Below are 25,125 nucleotides of genomic sequence, written 5' to 3'. Positions count from 1 at the left end.
ATAGCCGCGCTGGCTCCTTTCAAACCGCGGACTTTCAAATAACAAACAACGCGCTTCAGTGTGAAGAGGAAGGCTTTTTTTGCGGTGTGTTCCATGTGCCGAATCGCGGCTCTCCTGAAGGGAATTCAGTCGCGTCTAGCTTGCGAGCGATGGGGCTGCGTGGCGAAGGCCGCCTGTCTATCGATGTTGCCGACTGTTGTCTCACCACATTTCCAGTGGAGGTTTCTTTCCCGGTTCGCACGCTTTGCTCTGATGCTCACGTTCGCTTTGCCATTTATCAATCTCATGCAAATATAATTAGATATCCTTTTTATTTTTCTCCGCGGGCATGTTTCAAGTCACGAACCTGTTGCGTCAAGAAATACGCCAAAAGCATATCGAATCGACTTTGTGCGGTGGGCAAGGTGGGCATTGTGAGGCTCGCGCCGGGCGACTTTCGCGTGCCCTACCGCGCGCGAATTCACATATCGCAGACGGGCGACTGCACAACATCCACCGTGCGAGTCGTCGCGCTTACGTCCTGAGGGAACAACCACACACCCGCATGCGCCAAGGCCACCGCAGCCAGTCGGATCGTCCGCACGTGCGCAATGATATGGTACTCATTTATTGAGAGAAGGCCGGCGGCTCGAATAAATCAACATACTCATGCGCCAGCAAACGGAAATCCTTCAAGACAGCCGGTTCTTCATTTGCGCCGCGTTTATACTCTTGTGCTGCATTCGGCCACTTATGGGCTTTGGTTATGCTGCTAATGCGCGCTTTTAGGGGCTTCGTCTTCCTGTTCGTGGTCATCGCCGGCGTGCTCTTCGGTTCGGCGGGGACGCTGTACGATGGGCGCGCGTGGGCGATGCTGGCGGTGTTCTTTGGATGCGCCGGGGCCATCACCGTCTGGCTCTGGTTCCGCGACAGGGCGCTGCTGGAGCGGCGAGTGAAGGCGGCACCTGGCTCGGAGCCGGATCCGATGCAGAACGTCGTGCAGGGGCTGGCGGGATTTGTCTTTCTGGCCATCTTCGCCGCGTCGGGGTTCGACAGACGCTTCGGCTGGTCCCAGGTGCCCACCGCCGTTTCGCTCGCTGGCGACTCTATGATCGCCATCGGCTTCCTGATTGTTTTCCTTACCTTCCGCGAGAACACTTTCACCGCCAGCACGATCGAGATCGCCGAGGGCCAGCACGTCATCGACACCGGTCCCTATGCCATCGTGCGCCACCCCATGTACGCCGGCGCGCTGATCATGATCGCCGGAATACCCCTCGCGCTGGGCTCGTGGTGGGCGCTTATCCCGGCTGCCTTGATCGTCCCGGTCATCGTGTGGCGGCTGACGCGCGAGGAGGTCTACCTGGCGGCCAACCTCACGGGCTACTGCGACTATCGAGGCCGGGTACGTTACCGGCTGGCGCCGCTTCTCTGGTAGTCGCGCATGCTGTCGATGGGCGGCCTAACATTCCGCTCAACCCGGACGGCTTCGCCGCCGGTTACCTTAGGCGTCCCTCGCTGCTGCAGTTATCTGTTCACGTTTCGTGGGCGACTTGCGCTAGCGATTCTAAGGCGTCGCCGGAGCGCGAGTACATCAGACACACGGTGGCATAATAGGCTTTCGGTCAAAGGATAAGGACGTTGCGGGCAGGCTCATGCAGAGTGAAAAAAGGAAAGTCGAACCGGTCCATGGTTTTATAGATAGAAGCCTTCGCGTTCCTCATCCGGGAATCATTCAGGATGAGGTCGAGAATCTCTCTTTTTATAAGAAGATTTCGCTTCTGAAAAAGCAGTTGCATAAATGGTCGATACTTTCATTTAACCGGCAGCTCGGCCTGTATACGGAAGCCGCGGACTTGCATGATGGCGCCCGGATTTTATTGGCGTACAGCGGCGTCAACAACATCGGCGACGCTTTGATGGACCTTTCCGGGCGCGCGTTAATTGGCAGCACCCCCTACAAGCTGGATGTTGTGCTCGACCCGTCACTGGCCGAGCTCTTTCGGCATGACCGGTACATATCGAAAATCTACACGGATTATCGTCAAGTCAATTTCAGCGAATACGATTTCGTCATACTGAACAAGCTTGGAATTCGCGTAATAAAAGAGAAAATCAGGCACGCGAGCCAATCCAGATTTACCAGCCTGATCGGATGGTATGCAGGGCGTAATTTCAATCACATACAGTTCAGCTACTACGCTTTCAACAAGATCCTGAAATGCGGCATCGCCGAGATGGACCTGTATAAAAGTGCCCGACTCGTCCTCGATGCTCCCAAGTGCGATGATTTTCCATCGGAGGGTTGCGCCGGGAGAGTCGCCATTTCGGTGGGCGGCAGGGAATCCCCCCGTATCTACGGTAAGTGGGCAGAGGTTCTAGCTCGGCTCGACGATGATGCGGGGTTGTCGCGTTACGAGTTCGTCCTGGTCGGATCGGATAATGGACTCGCGGAAGCAAACGATCTGATCGGCATGCAATTCAGGAATCTGAAGCTCACCTCATTGGTTGGCAAGTTGAAGATCCATGAATGCTTTTCCCTGATAAGTCAGAGCAAGCTATTTGTAGGGGCGGACGGCGGGCTTCTGCATATTGCGCACGCGGCCGGCGTGCCGACCATCGCTTTGTTTAGCAATGACATTGACCCGAGAACCCGCTACGTCGAGAACGATTTTTTTAAATGTGCTCCCCTGACGGGGGCCAGTGATGTGACGAGCATTGAGCCAAATGATGTGGTGAATGTCATGAAAGATATTCTGCCTGGGTGAACCGCGCGAGCAGACCGATTGCCATGCTCTGTTCGAGCTTGGCGCAATCAAAGCTCGTTCAGGTCGGCAAGCGGTGTACGCACAACCTGCCATTGAGGTGCGGCGAGCGCGGTGGAACTGAGCGAACTACGCGCTACCGCGCGCGAATTCATACATCCGAGACGAGCGCCTCTACAACATCCACCGTGCGCGCCGTCGCGCCACGGTGGCGCGAGGCGAATGCGGCCGCAGCCGCGCCCATCGCAACCCGGCGCGGCTTGTCGTTGAAGAGTTCGTGCAAGGCGCGCGCGAGATCGGCGGGATCCTTAACCTGCAAGGCCGCGCCCGCGGCCGTGGCGTCGGCGGTGGCCTGCGTGAAGTTGAACACGTGCGGCCCGATCAATACCGGCACGCCCACGGCGCACGCTTCGATCAGGTTTTGCCCGCCGAGCGGCAGGAGACTGCCGCCGATAAACGCGAGATCGGCGGCAGCGTAGTAAGCGCCCATCTCCCCCATCGAATCGCCGAGCAGCACACTCACGTCCTGCGGCAACACGCGCACGCCCGCGTGCGCCGCAGCGGCCGCAGTCGCGGGCGGCGCCCAGCGCGAGCGCCGTTCAAGCTTGTAGTTCTTGCGCTCCACGAGTGCTGCCACCTCATCGAAGCGCTGCGGATGGCGCGGCACGAGGATCAAAAGCGCATCGGGCACATTGAGTGCCGCGAAGGCCTGCAGCACGAGTTCCTCTTCCCCTTCGCGCGTGCTCGCCGCCACCCACACCGGCCGCTCGCCGATCGCGCGCCGCCATTCGCGGCCCCGCGCGATCAGCGCCGGCGGACTCGCCATGTCGAACTTGAGGTTGCCAAGCACCGCCACGTTGCGCGCGCCAAGCGCGGTGAGGCGCTCCGCATCGGAGGGGCTTTGCGCGAGCACACGTGTGAAACCGCCGAACACCTCGCGCGTGCCCGCGCCGAACTTCGCCGCGCGCTTGAACGAGCGCGCCGACATGCGCGCGTTGGTGAGCACGAGCGGCACGTCGGCACGCTTGCACTCGTCGATGAGCGTGGGCCAGACCTCGGTTTCCATCACGAGGCCGAGCGACGGCCGCCATGCGTGCAGGAAACGCCGCACGGCGTGCGGCATGTCATACGGCAGGTAGCAGCGCAACACGCGATTGCCGAAAAGCTGCTCGCCGGTGGCGCGGCCACCCGGCGTCATGTGCGTGAGCAGAATGCGCGCGTCAGGCCGCGCCGCCAGAAGCCCGTCGACGAGCGGCTGTGCCGCCCGGGTTTCGCCCACGGAGACGGCATGCACCCAGATGAGCGCCGCATCGTCCTCGGGCAAGCGCCCCGCCGCATAGCCGAAACGCTCGCCAATATGCTCTCGATAGCCGCGCTCGCGGCGCGAGCGAATGAATAGCCGCAGCACCGCGAGCGGGGCAAGGAGCCACCAGGCCGCGCGATAGATCGCTCTCAGCATCGGGCCTCCGCGTCGGCCACGGTCATGCGAAACGCCGCGGCCGCGCGGCAGGAGGCGTGGTTCAGCAAGCTCATCGCACGTGGATTCAAACCAGTTCCTTGCCCTTGAGGCGTTCGAGAATACCGAGCGGCGCCCATTCGGGATGCACCATCTCCTTCACCGGCAAGAAGAAGGTCTGCTCCATCATGAACTGACCGGACATCACGGCATGCGAAGTGTGATCGGAGAAGCACACCCAGACGCTGCCCGGCGGAAAACCGATGGTCTCCTGCGGGCACGCCTTCTGGTAGTCGAGATCAGCCTTCATGCCGTCGTGGAGATTGAGCATCAGATGGTCGTACTCGCTGCGCTGCGACTTCGTGATGTGCAGCAGGTTCTGCAGCCACGCCGAGCCCGGAAACTGCGGCTTGATGTTGGGCAGGAAGCGCTTTGCCATATCCTCGAACGGCTCGCCCACGCGCCACACGCGCGGCACGCCGTTCGGGTTGACGTTGGTGAACACGCGCAGGATGCGCTCGCCATAGTTCGGGCGCGAGGGAAACGCATCCACGTGCAGGCGCGAATCGTCCTTGCGCCACGAGGTCTCACGCGTTTCCACCTGGTGCAGGCGCAGGCTCGTAGGCGCCACGCGCAGCTTGCCGGTGTATTCGGGAAAGAGGCCGTCCACCAGCGTGCGAGCGCACGTCTGGTAGCGCGCGATCAACGCACGCACAGCCGTTTGCGTGACAGTGTCGCCGAGCACGCCGTGCAGCGCGCCACCGTTCGGGTCGAGGCTGATGTTCTTGCGCTTGGGGTCGGCGATCGCGGGGTCGAGCAGCGCGCGCTCGCCGCCTTCGATCGCAAAGGCCAGGTTCGGAAAATACAGCACCTTGCCCTGCTCGACGGCGTCGAGCAGCGTCTCGCGCGGTTGCGAGAGCTGCTGACCGTGCCAATCGGCGGAAGTGATTTCGATGATCTGGGATTCGTTCATGGTCGCCCCTGGAAGCGATGGATCTGATTGCCTGCCGGTGTGGCGCGGTGCGAGCGTGGCGTGCCCTGTTGCCCGCCTCTTTGCCATCTCGCGCGATTCATGCCGGCCAAGCCCTGGCGCTCGGTCGTGCACATTTGTGCACCGTCGCGAGCGCCGATTCTTATACCCGCAGCCTCAGTGGTGCGCCTTGACGCGCCGCAGCCCCTCAGTTGGTCAGGCGCCTGCGCTGCGGCGGCGCGCCGCTACAGCAGCCCGAAGCCCGCCAGCGCGCCCTTCACCTGCGCGAGCGTTGGCGGCTGGCCTGCCGTGCCCAGATTGACGACGTTCGGCGACCAGTAGCCGCCCGTGCGCCAGGCGGTCGCGAAATTGTACAACTCGACGGTCGGGCGCTTCAGCGCCGCCGCGATGTGCACGAGCCCCGTGTCCACGCCCACCGTGGCCGCCGCGCCGTCGATCAGGCCCACCACCGCCGGCAGCGAGAGCTTCGGAGGCACGATCGCCGCTTCGCCGAATTCGCGCGCGAGGCGCTCGCTCGTGGCGCGCTCGGCCTCGCTGCCCCAGGGCAGCACGAGCGACGCGCCGCGCCGCACGAGCGCCTGGCCCAGCTCGATCCAGTGCTGGTCGGGCCACTGCTTGTCAGCGCGCGACGTGGCGTGCACGAACACCACGTAGGGGACCGGCAGGTTCAGCCCGACGCCCGCGAGCGCCTGCGCGGCGCGGTAGGTGTCGAGGCCGAACTCGATGTCGTCGGTGGGCGACGGCGGCGCGAGATCGAGCGCGCCCGCAACCAGTTGGCGCGTGCGCTCGACCACGTGGGTGCGTGGCTCGATGCGAATCGAGCGGTCGTAGAAGAAGCGCACGGGCCATTCGTAGCCCGCGCCATCGGTGCGGTTGCCCAGACCAACGAGCGGCCCGCGCGCCCAGCTCGCCACCCACGCCGTCTTGATGAGCCCCTGGCAGTCGATCACGAGGTCGTACTTCTCGGCCACGAGCGCACGCCGGAACGCGCCGATCTCGCGCCAGTTGGCGGCAGAGAAGAGGCCCTTGCGCCAGCGGCGCAGCGAAAACGGAATCGCGCGGCGCACACCCTCCACCAGCTCGACAAGCGACTGGAAGCCTTCTTCGACGAGCCAGTCGATCTGCGCGTCGGGGTACCGCCGCCGGATATCGGCGATGGCGGGCATGTTGTGGACGACGTCGCCAAGCGACGACACGCGCACGATGAGGATCTTTTGCACGCTCAGGGTACTTTGTGCGGACGGATTAAAAAGGTGGGCAATTTTAGCGCGCCGCACGCAAATGCAAAGAAAAACCGGGGAAATGCGCGGAAAGGAACGCAAACGGCGCCGCGCCGTGACTGGCGCGGCGCCGTTAGGCGCGTCATATGAACGCAAGGAGCCGCAAGGGGCACAGCGGCCCCTGGAGGCTTAGAACGGCAGCTTCGCGTCCGGCTTCTCGGCAAGAATCACGCGCTTGAAGTCGGCCTGGATGCGCGCGAGCGCGGCATCGTTGTCGGCCTCGAAGCGCATCACGACCACGGGCGTGGTGTTCGACGAGCGGGCAAGACCAAAGCCGTCTGGATATTCCACGCGCAGGCCGTCGATGGTGATGACCTCGTCCTCGCCCGTGAACTTCGCGTTCTTCTGAAGCTTGGCGATCAGCTCGAAGTTCTCGCCTTCCTCGAGCTTCAGTTGCAGTTCGGGCGTGGCGTGCGAGTTCGGCAGGTCGTTGAGCAGCTTGCTCGGATTGGCCACGCGCGAGAGGATTTCGAGCAGACGCGCGCCCGTGTACAGGCCGTCGTCGAAGCCGTACCAGCGGTCCTTGAAGAACACGTGGCCGCTCATTTCACCCGCGAGCGGCGCGCCGGTTTCGCGCAGCTTCGCCTTCACGAGCGAATGGCCCGTCTTCCACATGAGCGGCTCACCGCCCTTTTCTTTCACCCACTTCGCGAGATTGCGCGTGCACTTCACGTCGTAGATGATCTGCTTGCCCGGATTGCGCGAAAGCACTTCCTCGGCGAACAGCATGAGCTGGCGATCCGGATAGATGATCTGGCCGTCCTTGGTCACGACGCCCAGACGGTCGCCGTCGCCGTCGAAGGCGAAGCCGATTTCCGCATCCGTTTCCTTCAGCGCCCGGATCACGTCCTGCAGGTTCTCGGGGTGCGCCGGGTCCGGATGGTGGTTCGGGAAATTGCCGTCCACTTCCGTGAAGAGCTCGACCAGCTCGCAGCCCATCGCCTTGAACAGACGCGGCGCCAGGTCGCCCGCTACGCCGTTGCCGGTGTCGACGACGATCTTCAGCGGGCGCGCAAGCTTCACGTCACTCAAGATGCGATCGACATAGGTGTCGGCAATGTCGTACTTCGTATAGCTGCCCTCGCCCGCGTCGAAACGGTCGGCCACGATGCGGTCGTACAGCGCGAGGATCTGGTCGCCGTAGATGGCCTTGCCGCGCAGGACCATCTTGAAGCCGTTGTAGTCGGGCGGATTGTGGCTGCCCGTCACGACGATGCACGAATCCACGTTGCGCTCGCCGCCCACCAGCTTGAGCGGCACGCTCGCGGCGAAATAACCCACGGGCGTGGGCACCATGCCGACGTCGATCACGTCCACGCCGGCCTCGCACAGGCCGTCAGCCAGGGCTCGCGAGAGATCGGGACCCGAGAGCCGGCCGTCGCGCGCGATCACCACGGCGTCGCCGCCCTGCGCGCGCACTTCGCTGCCGAAGGCGCGGCCGATGGCGCGCGCGGTGTCGGTGTCGAGCGTCTTGCCGATCACGCCGCGAATGTCATATGCCTTGAAAATCGATTTCGAAATCATGTTGGGGCTCACGTCCTGATGGGATTCGGGTCTATTCGTAACACGGACAGGCAGTTGAAAGCCTTTCGCGTTACGAAAAGTGGGAACCGTTACAAACTATAATTGCCGTTTTTCGGCAGTGGTATGCACCCATTTTAATGCTTCGCCGTTTCCTTTTATTGCCAAAATATTCGTCAAAAATGGCGGAAAGATTGCGCATGCCGCGTGCCTGCCCCTTTTTTAGCGTCTCCCGCCACCGCGAGGCGCGATGCTGAGCCTCAAGCGCTTTCGCAACCCCGACGTCGCCCGTGCGTTTGCAAACATCGTGTGGCTCGGGCTCGAGCGCGTCACGCAGATCGCGGTGGCTATCGTCATCAGCGGCGTGCTCGCGCGCTATTTCGGCCCTGACGTATTCGGCAAGTGGCAGTACGCCAACACGCTGCTGCTTGTGCTCGCGCCCGTGACCTGGGTGTGCGGCGCCGAGATTCTCGTGCCCACCATTGTCAACCGGCCGCCGGAGCAGCTCGGCACCGTGCTCGGCAGTGCGTTTGCGCTGCGCATCGGCGTGTCGGCGGCGGCGCTGCTCCTCACGTGGGCCGGCATTGCGCTCGGCGTGACCGATCCGATGGTCGGCGCAATGCTCGCCGGGCTCGCCGTGACGATGCTGTTTCGCGAGCCGTTCGTGGGCGTGATCAACGCCTGGCTGCAGAGCATGACGTACAGCAAGCCGCAATTGCTCGCGAGCATGACGACGGCGGTGACCAAGGCGCTGCTCGTGTACCTGCTTGCGCGCGCGGCGTTCGCGCCCGCCACCTTCGGCTGGCTCTGGGCGCTCGAATCGGCGGCGATTGGCGCGGCGCTCGTGCTCTACTTCCGGCGCCGCCACGGGGGCAAACTCGGATGGCACGTGGACCGCTCGCTCTTCAAGCATTTCGCCAGCGCGGGCACGGTGTTCTGGCTTGGGCTCATCTGCATGTATCTGTTCCTGAAGCTCGACCGCTTGATGCTCGAGCGCACGATCTCGTTCGCCGATCTCGGGCGCTACTCGGCTGCGCAGCAGCTCAACGAGAACTGGATCACGCTCGCGCTCATGCTCTCGCAAACGATCGCGCCCGCCTTCGTCTACCGCGTGCAGCGGACCGCGCAGTTGCGCCGCAACCTCGTGCGCCTCTTCGCGATGACGGCCGTGCTGATGGTGGCCGGCGCGCTCGTGCTCGACGCGCTCGCGGGCTTCATCATCGGCCGCGTGTTCGGCCCGGACTATGAAGGCGCGATCGGCATCTTCCGCTGGGCCGTGTGGCTTTCGGTGCCGGCGGGACTCGAAGCCATCGGCAACCTCGTCGTGCTCAAATATCAGGCGAAATTCGTGCTGCTCGCGAAATGGCTGCTCGCGCTCGCCGTGGCCTTCGCCGTGAATCTCGTGGCGATCCCACGCCTCGGCTCGTATGGCGCGCTGTGCGGCCTTGCGGCGGGCTATCTCGCGGCGACCTGCGTGAACCTCTACTACATCCGCTTGAAGCTCGTTTCATGATCAATTCCGCCGCGCTTCCACTGCGCGATGCACGCGAGGGCGTGCTTGCCGACGTCGCCGTGCTCATGCCCGCATATAACGGCCAGGACGACGTTGCGCGCACGCTCGCTTCGTTCGATGAGGACGCCACCATCTATGCGCTCGTCGTCGATGATGGCAGCACGCCGCCCATCGTCGCGCCCGAGGTGCCGGGCATGTGCGTGGAAGTCTTGCGGATGGCGCAGAACGGCGGCATCGAGCGCGCGTTGCAGGCTGGCATCGAGGCGCTCGCGGCGCGTGGTTTTCGTTACGCGGCGCGTATCGACGCGGGCGATCTCGCCGCGCCTCAGCGCCTCGCGAAACAGCGCGCGCGTATGGAAGCGGAGCCCACGCTCGCAGCGCTCGGCACGTGGACCCAGGTGGTCAATCGTGCGGGAGAACCACTTTTTATGCTGCGTCCGAGCGCCGATGCGCGCGCGCTGCGTCGCTCGCGGCTCTTGCGCTCGCCGCTCGTGCATCCTTCGGTGATGTTGCGTGTCGATGCCGTGCTCGCAGTGGGCAACTATCGGGTGCAATATCCGGCCGCCGAGGACCTCGACCTGTTCCTGCGACTGATGGAGCGCTACGAGTGCGGGAATCTGCCGGAGCTTGGCCTTTACTATGAGCTGAACGAAGGCGGCATCAGCGCGACGAAGCGGCGGCGGCAGATCGTCTCGACGCTGCGCCTGCAACTGTGTTATCTGAATGTGCTGAACTGGCGTGACTGGGCAGGCGTGGCGAAGAGCCTGCTTCACTTCGTGACGCCGTACCGCACCTTGCAGAAGATGAAGCGCGCGCTGTTTGCCCAAGGCACGTAGCAAGCCACCACAGCGGCGATTCTGCTGTTCGTTGTGGCATCAGGAGATGACCTCAACACGCACCCAACCCGTCCAGACCCGCGCCGGCAGCCAACAGATCCAGTCCCAATATGGCTCCCCGCGCATTTAAGCCGCGGGCACGGCTTGGGAAACGTGGCAAGTGCCTTTGCCCGCGCTTGCTGGGACACGTCCTTGCCGCGCGGCGTAACCTCGGGCGCAGCTCGCCTAGCGCAAGCCGCAAGGTCTACCGGGCAACAGCCGCCAGCACGGTTCCGCGATCGGAACGATGAGCGTATAGGCATCGGCAATGATGCACCTCGCGAAGGAAGCGCTTGACTATCCTCATACGATTGAGATTAAATGTCGCTGCTGTCGCTCATCAGAGCATCGACCGTTAAACCGCTTTTTGCGGGTAAGGGCTCTTATCGCCCAAAATTCTTTTGAGACGTTGATCTAGCCTCACCACGCTAGACCGAAGAATGCAATGCTCCCTTTCGGGGAGCCCGTCGAGTGGTCGGTTTTTTCGCCGACGTAGGCGAATATCCTATGCATTCGTGCTACCCCCCGCATGGTCGCTTCGTGACTGCGCGCGGCTTCCAGGTCGCCTCATCATTCTCGTCGTCGCTTACGCCTGCTGGTTCAACAACCTTGGTGTGAGCTCACGCGAAGCATACCTCCCTTCATACATCGCTAACCGGCACCGACGGTCTATCCGCTGACGGTCCTGCGACACCTTTGAAAAGTCTCGCGCCGCAAGGCGCTAAACAGATCTGACTTGCACAAAAGAAGGCTTTGCAGCCTCACTTTTGGCCAACGCAATGATGGTCACCGACGATTCACTGATCGCTCATCCTTTCCTCGCCTTGCTGGAGCCACGTACTCCCCGAAGCGCCGTGTGGCATTTTTGTGCGGGGTTCTGTTTTCCCGCCTGAACGCTACACACGTTACTTGCCCAAATCGAAGGGGGCTACCCGAAGGCGTGACTGAGCTCCTGGTGCAACCGGGATCAGTAGCATGTCTCAATTGTCCGCTTGCGGACAATCGTGGTCCTTCTTCGCATCTTTGAAACGCTCGAGCTCATCGAACGTTCTGGTCTGCCACGCGCCGCTCTGGCGCACATCAACCCGTTCACACGCCCTCAAGCGCGATCCCGACGTGACTTGTTCACCCGAGAATCCGCCCACGTCGTGCTCGCCCTCGCGCGAGCCGTCATCGCCCACGTGCTGCATGCACAGAAATGCGGTTGAACATCGAATGCGTCGCCTTGCGACGCAAGGTGTTCATACCGCCCCCGGGCTCTCATTTCCAAGCGCAGACCTTTCCACCGGTTCTAACCGGGGACCCTCAGCTAAACCGCCTCTGCCCATCTTTTGCACTTCCGAATCACAGCACGTCAACGTCGCACCCTCGTTGGCCCTGCTCAATCACGTGTCCTTTGCGGACACGACGCCACCGCAGCCGGTGGCAACAGGGTGCCCTCATGTGCGTCGCCGCCCCGCGCATGAGGCTGAAGTACAGGCGGAGAAACCAGCCAGCCACAGGAAAGGAACCCTATGGGACGAAGATCAAGAGGTGTCAACCACGCCGCGCAGATGAGTCGGGACGCCGGCGGAAGCAAAGACTCACAGAAGCACCGCCGCTTGCACTGGAGTGAGTTCTCGCGTTTCGCCGCGCGCATTGGTCACACGCTGGAAGCAGTGGACCAGGCGGAAGACTGGATGCTCGAATACTTCGTCTGGTTCCTCGTTGCCGGGGCGATGAAACCTGGCACCCTCGCGAACTATCGAGCGTCGCTCTCAGTGATTCAAGGTACGGCCGGCCAGGATGTGTCCCGCTCAACCCGCAGTCGAGACCTCCAGCTCGAGCGACGAGACCGGCATGGCAGGCATCGAGCGCGTACGCCCCAGGAATTCAGCGACCTGCTCACCGCAGCGCAGGCGTTCGACAGCAGCGTCGTGCACGTGATTCGTCTGATGCGTTGGCTTGGACTTCGCATGCGCGAGGCACTCATGTGCGGCAAGTCACTAGAAACGTGGCGAGATCTAATCTTGCAGGGAGATCGACGCCTGCCTGTCGAACGCGGAGCCAAGAACGGCCGCCCGCGCCGCACCGAAGTGCTGGCCGACCATATCGACGAGACGCTCGACGCAATCAACGCAGCGCTGGCGTTCTGCCGCGATCGCGACTTTGAGTTGGTGAGCGGCTGCCACGACGATCTCAAAAGCGCAAAGTCCCGCTTGAAATCGCGCTTTGAGCAATTGCCAATGCGTCGCGAACTTGCGAGCCACAGTCTGAGATTCACGTATGCAGTCGACTTCGCTAACGCCGCACTGGATCGCGGCGTATCTCCTGTTGATGTACTGACCCAGCTCTCGGATCGCCTCGGTCACGGACCGTCGCGGGTGAAGATGATTCTCGAGGTCTACTGCTGGCAAATCCGCCATCGGTTCCCAGAAAAAATCCACTTGCCGAGCGACTTCGTTCCCCGCAAGAAAACGAAGGACACCTCGGTGTCCGCGACGAGCCGCCCCGAGGATCGATCCGCGTCTCACGAGCCTGCCGACAGGCGGCGAAGGCCAGCGCGTGGACGCCGTTTTCAAACGAATCATGGAGGAAAAAAGCCCAGACAAACATTCTTTTAATCTGCACTACAAATTACCTCGCGGCTACCCAACCAAACACTTACAAAGGAGCAAGACAACGTGCTGGAATCCCCACTCACAGTGGAAGCGCGCGGCGCGCTTAACCGATACAGCAGCGAGAACGCCGTCAATACGCTGCTACCACTATGGCGACAGTTTGAAGATTTCCTCCAATCGCGCGGCCTATCGCCCATTTCCGTCCTCGATATTCCGGAAGACGCGCTTCATGCATACGCGCGCCATCTCGACTACCGGGACTGCCATGTCGATGACGCGCTGGTCGCACTTAGCGCCGTGCTCCTTGTATGCCTGCGCGCAGGCTACAGCGGCAAAGTTCTGCGCTCCGTTGTGATCCCGCGTATTCGTCGCCCCATCGAGAACCGACAGTGGGACGCATTTCGCTTGCGAACCTACCAGCCGCTCGAATCCTCGCAACTCGCCCGTAGTCGCAGACGCCGGGCCAAGCGCGAAGCGTATGCACAGGATACGGTTCGCGCCGACGTCAATCGCAAGTAAGCAACGTTCTTAATGCCTTTCATCGCTCCATCTACAACCATCGAAGGATCAACCATGACTCATCTGATTGTGGCTCACTTTCAAAGCTCGAACGGTGCCGCGCAAACTTCAGCAGCGCAAGTTCTTCACGCACAGACTGGAGGATTGCTTATCAATCCCCGCCCGCTTCATATGTCCGACGAACAAGGGAGCAACATACATTTGGAGGCAAGTGAAACAGCACTTCAGGATCACTACTGCACCTTGATGACATCCCGGCGCGGGGGAATTATCGACGTGTCGCCTGAAGACCGGAAAGCCATGATCGCATTCATCCAGGCAAGGCGCCCTGTTCTTACCGAGCTGAAAACGATTATCGTGTCGACGTCTCCGGACACCGCGTCACAGCAGGCTGCCGTAGAAACGCTTGCGGAATTAAGTGCGGCGGGTGTGGCTGCGTCCTGCATCAGGATCCTCGGTACCGACGCCCCAGCGAACGCCGCCCTCGAGGAGGTCTACCCCATCGTGGCCGAATATGCGCGTGAAGCGGAGATCACGCTATTGCCCGAGGCGACGCTTCCGGGATCAACGTCTTTTGCGAAGGCTCAGCAATTCAAGATGCCGATCGCCGCTGTCTTGAACCGCGCTGTCGATTTCGAAACCGAATTGACCGCGGCGCGACTCAATGGCGCGCCCGAGAAAATCATGCATGGACTCGCCCACAAGGTAATCGCGCAGCGCGATCTTCTCGACACGGCGGGCGCGTTCAAACGCGTCGCTGAGGCGCTCGGACTACCGTGCATTTCGCAGGGTGAGTGGCGTGCCGAATTCGCCCCAACGACGAACCGGAAGCGGACGAAGGCGACAGCGCTTGATTAAGGGCTTTCAACACAACATGGCGTAACGACGCCGCTACAAAGGGGATCGACGGCGCACTTCCACTCAGTGTCCGTCGATCGGTTTATGCACGATCCGGCGTGTACCGATTCGGATCCGGGCTCTCGCCTGTCCGACTCTTTACGGGCGGCTGGCCTCCATGAGTAACAAGCGCAACGCGTCTGTCACGTCCTCCTGCGTGACAGTAATCGAACCATCGCGCAGATACCGTAGAGCGGCAAGGTCGAGGACTCGTTTCAGCACGACATCGGTATCCGAGAAGAAACGATCCTGCAACGCACGCGCAGTGAAGTCGGCGGTGTGGCGCGATACCGAAAAGATATCGCCCGTCATCATTCTTAGCCTCATACGGACATAGGAAGCTATCCAACTGTCCCGTTTGTCAACGCATCCGATCAAGCAACGGCGACAACGCAAACCATCCGCTGCCCCATTGAAGACGCATGGTTCGTCGTGTAGTCCGTGCGCCATCTCAACACCGCATCTGTGTGCAGCAAACCCGAGATCCCGGACACGCTGGCATCGAGGCGTTTCATCGAATATCATCTCAACTCTCCTGTTAGCGAGGTTAGCGATCGCCTCGTTCCGGAGGACGTTCGCCAGCCTAGTATTCCGCGCCCGTCGCAAAGTCAAGCTTGCGGCGGATAATGTCATCAGGATATCTAAGTTGCAACAGTACGATGCCAGTCAAGACACCGGCGGCACCGACGTTATGGAGTGGCTACGATTTTCAAATGGAATGGCGTCGGCACATGCCAAGAACCGGCATTGCGTTGGAACGCAACATTCTTCACGTTCCGTTCATTCGTCGTGATGTCACAACCGGCGAGCGGCTCCGGGTAAGGCACCGACGCAGGCAACGCTGCTTCGCACCATCTACGCAAGACAGGTTGCGAGGTGTGTCGGTTACGCTGACAGGTGTAACGCACGGCGTGCAGGGCGCAGGAGTCCAAGCTTGGAATCCACGAAGCCGGCCAGAAATACAGAAGGCCGCGTACGAAAACGCGGCCTTGATTGAAATCGATAGTGAAAGCTGAAACTGCAGTCGTTCGTTCAGTGCCAACGCGAGCGGCGCTCGCGATCTGCCTCACGGCTCTTTTTCACCATATAGCCACCGTAAAAGTAGATGACCAACGTGACAAACAAAGTAAAAAGTGAAGAACCCATGCTCATTCTCCGTTGAGTCGACGCCCTCTGTTTGCACGCTCGTGGTCGACCTTGCGACCGTTACGGCCCAAACCCAAGACAAACGCGCTGAGAGTGATGGCGACTGCCAGGCCGCGAAACTCCAGCCCATTGTCGTCTCTAACAGTAGACCATAGCGGTGTATAGAGTAAGGCTGCCCGTGCCCATTTACTGCGTCCGCGAGCGGCGCGCACGATCCGCCTCACGGCCCTTCTTCACCATATAGCCACCGTAAAAGTAGAAGGCCAACCCAATAGCCAAAGTAAAGAGTCCGAAATACATGATTATTCTCCGCGGACTAGATGTCTTCTTTTGGCACGATTGTTGTCAGCCTTGCGACCGTTGCGCTCCATGAGCATGGCAACACCGCACAGGCCCAACGCAACGATCATCGCGACAATGCCGAAACCCATATGAAGTCTCCGTTGTTATCGACGTCCCCGAGTTGCGCGTTCGCGGTCGCCTTGCGACGGTTGCGATCCATGATCAGGCCCATCGCGGCAAGTAAGATAGCGATTCCAAGTGCACCAAAACTCCAGCCCATCGTGGTTCTCCGGCCGTGGATGAATTTCGGTTATAGGGTAACACCGCGCCGGTGCACATGCTTAACCATTAGGGGCCGCCTTCGCCCGTTCGTCGAAAAGTGCGCATCCTGTTGGAACCGCTGCGATCCGTCCAACGTAGAGCGCCTGCCAGCCTTCAACTTGGATAGCCACTGAAGGGTCCCATGCGCGCCTAGGCGCCGGGCACCGAACGCTCGAAAGAGCGCCCAACAATGCAAATAACCGCACCCGAATGCGCGGCAATGACGGGACGGCTGAGGCTCACGCTGCTGTCGTCCGCTCAGTCCGATCGCGAACGGCGTTCACGGTCCGCCTCGCGGCCCTTCCTCGTCATATAGCCGCCATACCAGCAGATGGCCAAACCGACAATCAAAGCAAAAACGGCGAAGCTCATTGTTATTTCCTCCGCGGAGAGTACATCCTTTGTTTGCACGGCGCTCCCAGCTTTGCTGGCGGCTTCGATCCGGCATGATGGCAAGGCCGCACAGCCCCAAATGCGACGAACAGCTCGACAATACCAAGCCGAGCTATTTTGGAACCATCGTGCGACGTGAAGGGCGGCCAAGTGTTGCAGGCGCCTGCAACGCTTTTACCGAAATGATGATGCTTTTCACACAGCTTTTAATCCGCCGTTCGTCGCCGAGGAGCCAATATTGTGTGCCCCAACGATCCGACACGCGACTGCGGGCAACCTTTAATTCTGGTTTTGCAATGATTGCACTACTTTCTGGCGGAAACCCCGACAATTGTTTCAGAAAGACGCGCATGTCACCTCGCTTTAGTCGTCCAATGACAGGGACGCGGGAATAAAACGCTCCTTTCACTATCCGACATGCCCCTGCTCTTCCCGGGTCGCCTGTTGCCGACAAGCGTGCCGCACATGCGATGCATGAGGAGATCCGCGAACGCTACCTTTAGCTACGAGCTTGGAAAACCTGTATCCAATCTCCGTTGTATCGCCGCCCACCGGTTGCGCGTTCGCGGTCCGCCTTGCGACCGTTGTGGTCCATGACCAGGCCCAAAGCGCCGAGCACGAGGGCGACAGCCGTGCGAAGAAACTCCAACCCATCGTCATTCCCCGTCCGTAGATGACACCAGCATTGAGAGTATCACGGCTGGGGCAGCCCCTCTTGTCGACGAAGGGCTGCCCCAGCCAGTCTGTCAATTTCTGCTGAAACCCGGTCGCGCAGGCGCCCGCGTGTGGTTCCAGACAAGGCGAGCGCTGGCTCCAGTCGCTTGATGCTGGGAGCCGCCCCTCGTGTAGCCGCAAAACACTGTCCCCGTGCATAGGTAAACTCGGTGTCCCCAAGCAGCGCGCGCCGTTTCGCCGATTTCTCGTTTAGGCGCCTAAAAGGCGAAATCCGGAATGATGCAGTTTCTGTCGAGCTTTCGGCGCTTGGTCTGACGAGCCAAGCCCAAAATCACTCGGCTTTCTCGCCATACGTCCCGCAGCCGGTGCAGAACTCCGCCGCGCTTCTTCATGCAGAACGGGCGTTGGGCGTGCTGGTCCGACTATCACGAGTGCAATTCACTGGTGTAAAAAGCGGGCCCCAGTCGTCTTTCCGTGGAAGGAGTCAGAGGTTCGGCCAGTAGCACGGAACTCGTCTCCGGCCCTTTCCCCCCTGTAAACTTAAAGGCCCGCCGCTGACAAGGCGATTTGTCGAGCTGTATCGCCGATCCGCTCGCATCGTTGGACACGCGCGCCTTCGATTCGAGCAGCGCTTGGTGAGGAACCGCCGCTTCCGTTGATCCGATCCGATGGACAAAGGTCGGTAGAGCAAAAGACGGGGCGACGGTGTTTCCCCTCTGTTGCGAGCCACTGCTTCGTGGCCCGTCCGAAGCGTCCAGATCTACATAAACAGGCGACGGCACCGCAGAAGCAGGGAAAAAATCATTCGTATCAGATAGAGGAATCCGATCGCCCAGCTAAAGCCCAAGCTGCCAACAGTAAAAAGAAACTTGCCGCCCTCCGGCATACCCCCTGCGTAAAACAACAGACCGACAAGCGCGAGCAGATAGCAGAAGATCGCAATCGAAGCACGGCGCGCAAGCCAGTGCCAGCCTAGAAATATTCTCACTGCTGCCTGGAGGCCTTTCATTGCTCGTCCTCCGGGCGCTGACGTGCGTCGAAAAGAACTCCGCCGAATTTCCAACCCGCGATTGCCACTGCGACCAGCGCCGCAAGATAGATCCAGGAGAGTGGCTCATCCAGACGTTGGCCTTGAAGGATGGCGTATAGGCGTTCGTATTCCATGTCGATTTTTTCCTTGACGTAGACACCCGGGTGCACAGCGCGACGCGCTGCGTCACCTGGGTCAGAACTCATCCTTGCACGCTGTTGGGAAAGTCAAGTTCGCGGAGCTAGTCGAGGTAACCGGCCAGTTGATTGAGCAGTTCTACGCTGAACTTCGGCGCAACGTGCGCCGCATCATCTGCGGTCAAAGTCTGGAAGTCTTCGGTCGCGATCGCGTCGCTCGCTGGTAACCTCGACGTTTTGGGGCGCGCCGAAGTGGACAATACCGATTCGCGCTGTGATGCTCGCGTACGCTGCATCAGCTGTTCACGAAGTTCCGCCTCGGCAAGCGATCTGAATACTGCTGCGCGTTCGCGAGGCGTAGTGCAGCGACTCAATCGTTCGTACAGCAGCGGCGAAACAAGAGGATTGATCGTAATCGTCATCTCAATTTTGTTGTTCATGCCACCTCCCGTTCACGCGCGAGTCCAGCCTCGCCGACGATCAGGAATCCGTGCGCGTTTGCGAGGCATGGCGAGTCAATCAGTTCGATGACAGCACGCGGGAACGTGTGCCGAATTGCAATGCTGTAGAGCGCTGCACCACCGCCCGAAAGAATGATCGAGCGGATGTCGTGCAAGCGACCGACTTCGTTCTGCATTTCGGTCGCAACGCTGGTCATGATCGGGTCGGCCAATGCGACATACCGTGCGAGATCGATCTTCTTGCCATAGAAATAGAAGGGGGCCCTCTCTCGCAACGCCTTGTCGATACGTTCGATGTCGTCGACCTGCTCGCCTTCGTCACGTGAAATGAGTTTCGCGATCCGCTGACAAACGTGTGATACGCCACCGGGAATGCCGCCACTGCGTTTATCGTCCATCGTGAAGCCTTTCGCGCAGATCCAGTCCGTCGTGAAGTAGCCTACATCGACCAGAAGGTGCGCATCGTCATGTCCAAAGCCACCGCGGCGCCCGCTGGCAGCAAACGCAAGCGAACCCAAAGGCTGTGGGATGACTACCACCTTCTCGATCACGACGCGGCCGTGACCAAAGTCATGTTCTCCAGCGAACAGCAGCTCTAGCTCCGTTGAATATGTTTCCAGGTTGTGAACAGACAGGCCCAAGACAAGACGCTCGATGTGCGTGACACCGGCGAAATGAAACGCGCCAAAAAGCAATGCCGCGTAGTTGTCGGTCGACACATAGGCGTCTGCGAGCGCGCGGCCTGTCCTGCCGTAAGCCGCGGTTATCGGCACATCAGGGCCAACTTCGTATTCGATGCCCTCGATCGAGATCTTTGCGACCTTGCGTGTGGGAAACACACTCTCACCGTAGGCTGAAAGCGTGCGGCTCGCGGCCAGCGGCGCGAGTGACGGAAAAATGCCGCTAGTGACCGCGCCATTCACATCGCGGTATGCGTACTTCGTATTGCCGTAGCCGACGTCAACGGCGAAGACGGGGGTTTTCAAGTTCGGTGTCCTTGAGCGTGGAGTTGACAGGATTGTGCGAAAGTCGGAGACGAGCTTTTCCTTCGCTTCGTTTTCCTATCTAACGCCGACTTTGCGGTATCGAGTCTATCCAGTACGACGAGAGAGAAAGTCGATGAATGCTCACAGGAACAGGGGGGCTTTTGCTCGCTGTCACCAGCCCGTAAAAGCCGAGCTATTTTGCAGACGCAACGGGATCTGGCGAGGCGACGAGTTGCAGGCGCCTGCAACGGTTTTCGCAGAATGGTGATGTTTTTGTGGAGCTTTCCACTAGACGCGCGCTGAACCGGGGAACGATCCAAACGGCCCGAAAGGTGTTTCAAAATTTGCACACTATTAGAATGACCTGCTGTCGAAGCGTATCCCTTTAAAATCAAATAGCTACAACGAATTTTATGCGCCATGAGGACAAAAAAGTTGCAGGCGCCTGCAACTTTTTTGCGAATAGAGAACTAGTCTGTATGATTTGTAGACTTTAAAGTTTCTTTATTGCGTCAATTGATTTAATCCGACAGCATTTCTGACCTATTCGAGCATTCTTCCGCGAAGTCAAGTTTTTTATGGAGCCCTGCGACTGGCACGTAGCAAGCACACTCACAGGTGCGCAGAACGCCCGCGCGCAGACGAACCAGCGACAGCAGGGATCAGTTTGCCGGGGTCGTCTTGCGGTTTTCTGCAGCGTTAACGCTATCGTTTGCAATACCTTGCGCGTCACTCGGGTATCCGCCGGCGAAGCGACCACTTGGGCTCTATCGCGAGCCACCGTGCCGGAATCCCGCGCCGCAAGTGCACGCTGACCGCGCTTCACGCTTGTGCAGACTCAGTTCAAACGAATCAACCCTAAAGATTTATGGGGCGGCTCTACCCACGCCGAAGCAGCGTCAATCGCGGACCAACCGATATCCGTACGACCGGTCGCAATCAGGGTAGATAGAGCAGATAGAGCGACGCTGTACCTACTACAACGGGGACGCGACCGTTCTCCAGATTTGTTGAAAGGTTGAAAGCAGTACAGCTGGCAAGAGAGCCGATTGCTTTTCGCCTTCTATCGACGGAGCAAAGCCGAAAGCTCCACAAAAACTGCATCATTCCGGGTTTAGGCATTTAGGCGCCTAAACAGGCATACCGCCGGATGGCACGCGTCGTGCCAAAAGAGAAATCAAGTTCGGCCTATGTCGAGTTGCGACGACTTCGAACAGGAGCACACTGTCCTGCGCCAGCGGCGAGGGGCACAGCGACAATTCATGGTCGGCGAATGATGCCGACTGGCCTCGTGGATAACCAACGGTTTCGCATATTGTGAATCTTCGTTCCCGATGGGACCACGCTCGGCCTCGGCCCTTGGAGAGAATTTCCAGATGACTTACGGCGTATGGACCTCCGCATCGTCCCCCAACCACGCCCGAAACGGGCTCTTATGATTGCAGCCCAACAGTGCATCGCGCGAGTCATTGATGGCGATCGGCGCACACGAGAAACGTCGGAACCGGTCGACTATCTGATCGCGCACCAAAACGTTACAGCCTACCGATCGTCATGCGGCTTGCAGCGGAGCTGACGGGGTCTTACCGCGGACAAACATCTGCACCCAACATTAGATCTCCGGAGCGACTCGTCAAGGCCTTTCGAGGTTTGGATCGTGCTCAGCTCTCATGTCACCAAAAACTCCGGAGATCGTATTGATACCATTCAGGCATTCCCTGATCGCGTCTTTTACCACGCCGAGATTTCGAGTCAACTTCTCGACGTCTGGGCCCTCAATGCGTATCACTTTCCCGCTGCGATCAGCGGAGATCAAAAGACGCGCATTTCGACGCCCAGGGCCATCGCCGCTTCTTAGAACTTGCAAGATTTCATTGGGGTCGACGAGTTTCAATCCTCTTACCTTCAGCGCGTGCTTCTTCAAATCGTAGGGTTCGATTTCTCGAACCAGCTTCGATAGTTCCTTGCCGAGCTTGAAGCTGACGTATTTTTTCCCCCCAAGGGCGTCCAAAACCAGCTTTGGGAGTAGTGCGATGGAGATGCACCGGGACACATGGCTTCCGGAGACAGAGAGCGCCGCCGCCAACGCACGTTGAGACGGCCAGACTCCCGTCTGAAGCCAGCGGCGATAGTTGTCGCCCAGGTCCCACGGCGTCGTTGCGGGATTGGAGCGAAGGCGCCTGTGGTCGCTGGAACTACGCGCTCTACGGATTTCCAGATCGTCGTTCATAACAGTCATCGTTTAAGGCCCGTGAGGTTTCAAGGGACGGCATCAACAGGTCGACACGCACGCTGCTCGCTTGCTGCCGTTTAGGCGCCTAAACGCTGACAGCTCGGCCAATTCTTGTGCAAATAATTGATTTTACAATACTTTTTCGTGGTGAGAAAAAAGGTGCGTGTGCAATTTGTGCAACGGAATGCCAGAACCTAGCAAAGGCGGGTCAACCAAAAGCTTCTCAAAATCAGCACCATTCAGCTCCACGCGTTGCAGGCGCGTGCAGGAGATCGACACCTCGTCGTGCCCGCTAACTCGCTAATTTAACGGCGAATTTCACCCCCTTCAACATTCTTGGGCGTGCAAACCGTGCAAACGCGCGGCCAGATGCCATGACAAAAAAATTCGGCAAACTCGGAACCACCGGAGTCCAACCAACTTAGGCACCTAAAGCTGACGGATTGCGTTTGCGGACTTCGGCGAACGTGACCGCCGATTTCGGGAACGTGACCGATTCGGCGGGGTTGGGCGTTGCGCGGTGTCGATTTTAGATTTCCTTGTCAGTTCTGGTCGAGTTCGGGCTCCGGGACGTTGGGTTTTGGGGATGCTTTTCTGAGCGACTCGCCGGTCAGCGTGATCCGGTGATGACGTTGCATGAGACGATCCAGCATTGCATCGGCGATGGTCTCGTCGCCGATCCAGCTATGCCAGTGCTCGATCGGTAGTTGGCTGGTGACGATGGTAGCCTTGCCCGCCGCGCGGTCATCGATGCTCTCGAGCAGATCGTTTCGAACCATCGCGTCGAGGGGCGCCATGCCCCAATCGTCCAGCAGGAGAACATCGACGCGGGCGACCTGCAGTAGCCATTTCGTGAAGCCGCCGTTACCGTGCAGGATGCGCAGTTCCTCGCCCAGTCGCGGCACGCGCAGGTACAACGCGGAGTGCCCGCGCCGGCATGCGTACTGCGCCAAGGCACACGCGAGCCACGATTTCCCCGCGCCGGTCGCGCCGCTGATGAGCAGGCTGTAGCCGGCTTCGACCCAGTCTCCAAGTGCCAGGCTCGTGACCGAACGCGGGTCGATGCCTCGGCCAGCGCGGGTGTCGAGATCTTCAATGGCGGCCTGCGGATACTTGAGGCGCGCCTGCTTGAGCAGTCGGGTGCGACGGCGATCATCACGCCAGCTCGTTTCCCGGTCGACCAGCAGCGACAGGCGTTCCTCGAAGCTCAGGCTGACCACGCCGGGCTGCGTCAACTGTTCTTCCAGTCCGTCAGCGAAGCCATCCAGCTTCAGGGTGCGCAGCTGCGTCAGGGTCTGTTGCATCATCATGGCGTGTTCTCTTTATTGGTAGTAGCTGGGGCCGCGTACATGCGCGTGGCTGGGGCTGATCCAGTCGGCAGGCGCTGTCGCCGCCGCCCGGTCGCGGTTGTTGATCAGGATGTCGCGCACATGGCGGTAACGGTGCACGCCCAGCTCCAATGCCAGCGCACAGGCCGCTTCGAGACGCTCACGGCCATAGCGACGTGAGAGCGACAGCAATCCGAGGCAGGCCCGATAGCCGTGTTCGGGGTGGCGTTGCTCCTGCAACAGCCGGGTGACGAGCGCGCCGGTTGCCGCGCCGATCTGCTGGCCCCAGGGTATGAGCCGTTGTGGCGTCCATTCGAGATGGGCGCGGTGCGCCGCCGGCATGTGCTCGACGACGGTAGTGAAGCCGCCCACGCTGTCATCACGGGCGTGGCTGGCGACACGCCGACCACGATGCAACAGTTCGACAGCGCCCGCCGTGATGCGCGCATCGAGCTTGAGTCCGACCAGCGCGTGCGGCACGCTGTAGCGGTGTTTGTTGAGCTCGACGTGATAGTCGATGTGGACCGTCACCGTCTTGAAGCGCGCGAGCTCATACGGCTGTGCCGGCAGCGGCTGTAGAGCAGGCGCGTCCAGTTCGGCAAATGCGCTGGCGCGGCATCCCGGCAGCTTCTGGAACGCTCGCTCGTTCAGGTTCTTCAGTAGCGGACGGATCGCGTCATCGACCGACTGCACCGACGCAAACCGGTGATGACGCAGACGCGCCATGATCCAGCGTTCGACCACCTGGACCGCAACCTCTACCTTCGGCTTGTCCCACGGGCGGACGCGAGCAGGCAGGAACGACGTACCGCAATGACGCGCGAAGTCCAGCACGGTGTCGCCGGCGCGAGGTTCATAGCGGTCGGGATCGGCAATCATCGCGCGCGGGTTATCCGGCACGATCAGTTGTGGCACTCCGCCATAGAAGGTCAGCGCGCGTGCGATGCCGCCCAGCCAGTCCTCCATCGTTTCGGCCGGCGTCGCGCACGCGAACGTATAGCTCGAGGCGCCCATGGCCGCCACAAAGATGTGTGCGCGTCGCCCCGTGGTCAGAGGCAGCGTCGGACCCGCGAAGTCGACGAACAGCTTCTCGCCGGCGCGGTGGATCTGCCGCATCGAGCGCTTCAGGCGTTTCGTGAACGCCTTGTAATGCTCGCAGAACTGCGTGTAGCGGTAGGTCTGCCGGTCCGCAAACTCGGCCTGGTACTCCTCCCACAGCAACGTCAGCGTCACGCCCTTGCGGCGTAATTTCTGATGGATACGCCCGTAGTCGGGCTGGGCGTAGGCTGCTGGACCAGTGGGCTTGCCGTGAAGCCGCCGCTCGAGTTCGCCTTCGTCCATGTCGCAGGCACTCGCCCAGTCCAGCCCGGCGGCACCAGCCAGTCCGACGTACTTCGTGACCACGCCCTTGGAAATGCCCAGCGACGCGGCGATCCGATCGTGCGAGAAGCCGCCGTCGAATTTAAGTCATAAAACGTCCTTGATCATGCGCATGTTCATCCGGTGCGCGGGCATGCTCTCTCCGGCCAAAGCCGGCGAGCATAGCCCGCGTGGTTGATGTCATGCGCAACGCCAATCCTGCCGTCCGGTCCGCTCGGTCACGTTCCCGAAATGATCGGTCACGTTGCCGAAATCGCCGGTCACGATCCCGAAACGGCCGGTCACGTTCATCCGAAATACGCACCCAGCAACCGTTCCTCGAGACCTTTGCGCTGATCCTGCAGGACGAACTCGACC

At 60.4% G+C, this 25,125-nt stretch carries 22 protein-coding genes; 7 read left to right on the top strand and 15 right to left on the bottom strand.

The window, feature by feature from the left end:
- Nucleotides 1-745: 745 nt before the first annotated feature.
- Together ACOJB8_RS35755 and ACOJB8_RS35750 are read left to right on the top strand one after the other, a co-directional pair.
- Nucleotides 746-1,417 (top strand): methyltransferase family protein, encoded by a 672-nt coding sequence (locus ACOJB8_RS35755; protein ID WP_475016890.1) that lies wholly within the window; start codon nucleotides 746-748, stop codon nucleotides 1,415-1,417.
- A 217-nt stretch (nucleotides 1,418-1,634) separates the two neighbouring features.
- Nucleotides 1,635-2,747 carry a glycosyltransferase family 9 protein gene (locus tag ACOJB8_RS35750; RefSeq protein ID WP_475016888.1) on the top strand — a complete coding sequence of 371 codons (1,113 nt, stop codon included), beginning with the start codon at nucleotides 1,635-1,637 and terminating at the stop codon, nucleotides 2,745-2,747.
- A gap of 148 nt (nucleotides 2,748-2,895) precedes the next feature.
- Here ACOJB8_RS35750 and waaA read toward each other — a convergent pair whose 3' ends face one another.
- The 4 genes from waaA to ACOJB8_RS35730 form a co-directional block, all read right to left on the bottom strand.
- Nucleotides 2,896-4,203, bottom strand: coding sequence for a lipid IV(A) 3-deoxy-D-manno-octulosonic acid transferase (gene waaA, locus ACOJB8_RS35745; protein WP_475016886.1), 1,308 nt, complete (start codon nucleotides 4,201-4,203; stop codon nucleotides 2,896-2,898).
- A gap of 85 nt (nucleotides 4,204-4,288) precedes the next feature.
- Entirely contained in the window at nucleotides 4,289-5,173 is an 885-nt protein-coding gene (locus tag ACOJB8_RS35740; RefSeq protein WP_342947829.1) for a Kdo hydroxylase KdoO, read from the bottom strand.
- A 242-nt stretch (nucleotides 5,174-5,415) separates the two neighbouring features.
- Nucleotides 5,416-6,411 (bottom strand): lipopolysaccharide heptosyltransferase I, encoded by a 996-nt coding sequence (waaC, locus tag ACOJB8_RS35735; RefSeq protein ID WP_475016884.1) that lies wholly within the window; start codon nucleotides 6,409-6,411, stop codon nucleotides 5,416-5,418.
- Nucleotides 6,412-6,600: 189 nt separating this feature from the next.
- A complete protein-coding gene (locus ACOJB8_RS35730) occupies nucleotides 6,601-7,995 on the bottom strand; it encodes a phosphomannomutase/phosphoglucomutase (protein WP_475016882.1) in 1,395 nt (464 codons plus the stop codon).
- Nucleotides 7,996-8,242: 247 nt separating this feature from the next.
- On the opposite strand from ACOJB8_RS35730, the gene ACOJB8_RS35725 reads away from it, so the two are divergent.
- Both ACOJB8_RS35725 and ACOJB8_RS35720 read left to right on the top strand, forming a co-directional pair.
- Entirely contained in the window at nucleotides 8,243-9,505 is a 1,263-nt protein-coding gene (locus ACOJB8_RS35725; RefSeq protein WP_475016880.1) for an oligosaccharide flippase family protein, read from the top strand.
- Nucleotides 9,502-10,341, top strand: a complete 840-nt coding sequence (locus tag ACOJB8_RS35720; RefSeq protein WP_475016878.1) for a glycosyltransferase — start codon at nucleotides 9,502-9,504, stop codon at nucleotides 10,339-10,341. The genes ACOJB8_RS35725 and ACOJB8_RS35720 overlap by 4 nt, the downstream gene beginning before the upstream one ends.
- Nucleotides 10,342-11,360: 1,019 nt before the next feature.
- Here the strand turns inward: ACOJB8_RS35720 and ACOJB8_RS35715 are convergent.
- The gene (locus ACOJB8_RS35715; RefSeq protein WP_368603851.1) at nucleotides 11,361-11,570 is read right to left on the bottom strand and encodes a hypothetical protein; all 210 of its coding nucleotides are present in this window, start codon (nucleotides 11,568-11,570) and stop codon (nucleotides 11,361-11,363) included.
- 324 nt (nucleotides 11,571-11,894) lie between these two features.
- On the opposite strand from ACOJB8_RS35715, the gene ACOJB8_RS35710 reads away from it, so the two are divergent.
- Genes ACOJB8_RS35710 through ACOJB8_RS35700 form a run of 3 tightly spaced genes read left to right on the top strand, consistent with a single transcriptional unit; the run spans nucleotide 11,895 to nucleotide 14,357 of the window.
- Nucleotides 11,895-12,983 (top strand): integrase domain-containing protein, encoded by a 1,089-nt coding sequence (locus ACOJB8_RS35710; protein ID WP_475016876.1) that lies wholly within the window; start codon nucleotides 11,895-11,897, stop codon nucleotides 12,981-12,983.
- Between the two features lie 60 nt (nucleotides 12,984-13,043).
- Nucleotides 13,044-13,499 (top strand): hypothetical protein, encoded by a 456-nt coding sequence (locus ACOJB8_RS35705; protein ID WP_475016874.1) that lies wholly within the window; start codon nucleotides 13,044-13,046, stop codon nucleotides 13,497-13,499.
- A gap of 54 nt (nucleotides 13,500-13,553) precedes the next feature.
- Nucleotides 13,554-14,357 carry a hypothetical protein gene (locus ACOJB8_RS35700; RefSeq protein WP_475016872.1) on the top strand — a complete coding sequence of 268 codons (804 nt, stop codon included), beginning with the start codon at nucleotides 13,554-13,556 and terminating at the stop codon, nucleotides 14,355-14,357.
- Between the two features lie 138 nt (nucleotides 14,358-14,495).
- Here the strand turns inward: ACOJB8_RS35700 and ACOJB8_RS35695 are convergent, their stop codons facing one another.
- The 10 genes from ACOJB8_RS35695 to istA all read right to left on the bottom strand — a co-directional run bounded on the left by ACOJB8_RS35695 (nucleotide 14,496) and on the right by istA (nucleotide 24,822).
- Nucleotides 14,496-14,711, bottom strand: a complete 216-nt coding sequence (locus ACOJB8_RS35695; protein ID WP_475016870.1) for a hypothetical protein — start codon at nucleotides 14,709-14,711, stop codon at nucleotides 14,496-14,498.
- A 1,237-nt stretch (nucleotides 14,712-15,948) separates the two neighbouring features.
- The gene (locus ACOJB8_RS35690) at nucleotides 15,949-16,104 is read right to left on the bottom strand and encodes a hypothetical protein (protein WP_475016868.1); all 156 of its coding nucleotides are present in this window, start codon (nucleotides 16,102-16,104) and stop codon (nucleotides 15,949-15,951) included.
- A 546-nt stretch (nucleotides 16,105-16,650) separates the two neighbouring features.
- Nucleotides 16,651-16,890, bottom strand: coding sequence for a hypothetical protein (locus ACOJB8_RS35685; protein WP_368708983.1), 240 nt, complete (start codon nucleotides 16,888-16,890; stop codon nucleotides 16,651-16,653).
- 1,083 nt (nucleotides 16,891-17,973) lie between these two features.
- Nucleotides 17,974-18,222 (bottom strand): hypothetical protein, encoded by a 249-nt coding sequence (locus ACOJB8_RS35680; protein ID WP_368704447.1) that lies wholly within the window; start codon nucleotides 18,220-18,222, stop codon nucleotides 17,974-17,976.
- A complete protein-coding gene (locus tag ACOJB8_RS35675) occupies nucleotides 18,219-18,377 on the bottom strand; it encodes a hypothetical protein (RefSeq protein ID WP_368704446.1) in 159 nt (52 codons plus the stop codon). The genes ACOJB8_RS35680 and ACOJB8_RS35675 overlap by 4 nt, the downstream gene beginning before the upstream one ends.
- 107 nt (nucleotides 18,378-18,484) lie before the next feature.
- Nucleotides 18,485-18,820, bottom strand: a complete 336-nt coding sequence (locus ACOJB8_RS35670) for a hypothetical protein (protein WP_028208501.1) — start codon at nucleotides 18,818-18,820, stop codon at nucleotides 18,485-18,487.
- On the bottom strand, nucleotides 18,817-19,827 hold the full coding sequence (locus tag ACOJB8_RS35665) for a PRTRC system protein D (protein ID WP_475016865.1): 1,011 nt from the start codon (nucleotides 19,825-19,827) through the stop codon (nucleotides 18,817-18,819). The genes ACOJB8_RS35670 and ACOJB8_RS35665 overlap by 4 nt, the downstream gene beginning before the upstream one ends.
- A gap of 1,633 nt (nucleotides 19,828-21,460) precedes the next feature.
- The gene (locus ACOJB8_RS35660; protein ID WP_475016863.1) at nucleotides 21,461-22,057 is read right to left on the bottom strand and encodes a hypothetical protein; all 597 of its coding nucleotides are present in this window, start codon (nucleotides 22,055-22,057) and stop codon (nucleotides 21,461-21,463) included.
- A gap of 545 nt (nucleotides 22,058-22,602) precedes the next feature.
- Nucleotides 22,603-23,370, bottom strand: a complete 768-nt coding sequence (gene istB / locus ACOJB8_RS35655) for an IS21-like element helper ATPase IstB (RefSeq protein WP_475016861.1) — start codon at nucleotides 23,368-23,370, stop codon at nucleotides 22,603-22,605.
- A gap of 12 nt (nucleotides 23,371-23,382) precedes the next feature.
- On the bottom strand, nucleotides 23,383-24,822 hold the full coding sequence (gene istA, locus ACOJB8_RS35650) for an IS21 family transposase (RefSeq protein ID WP_475016921.1): 1,440 nt from the start codon (nucleotides 24,820-24,822) through the stop codon (nucleotides 23,383-23,385).
- Nucleotides 24,823-25,125 lie beyond the last annotated feature (303 nt).

Source organism: Paraburkholderia sp. BR10141, assembly GCF_056155635.1.
Note: the sequence above shows the minus strand (reverse complement) of the source record. Positions and strands in the feature narration are given on the sequence as shown.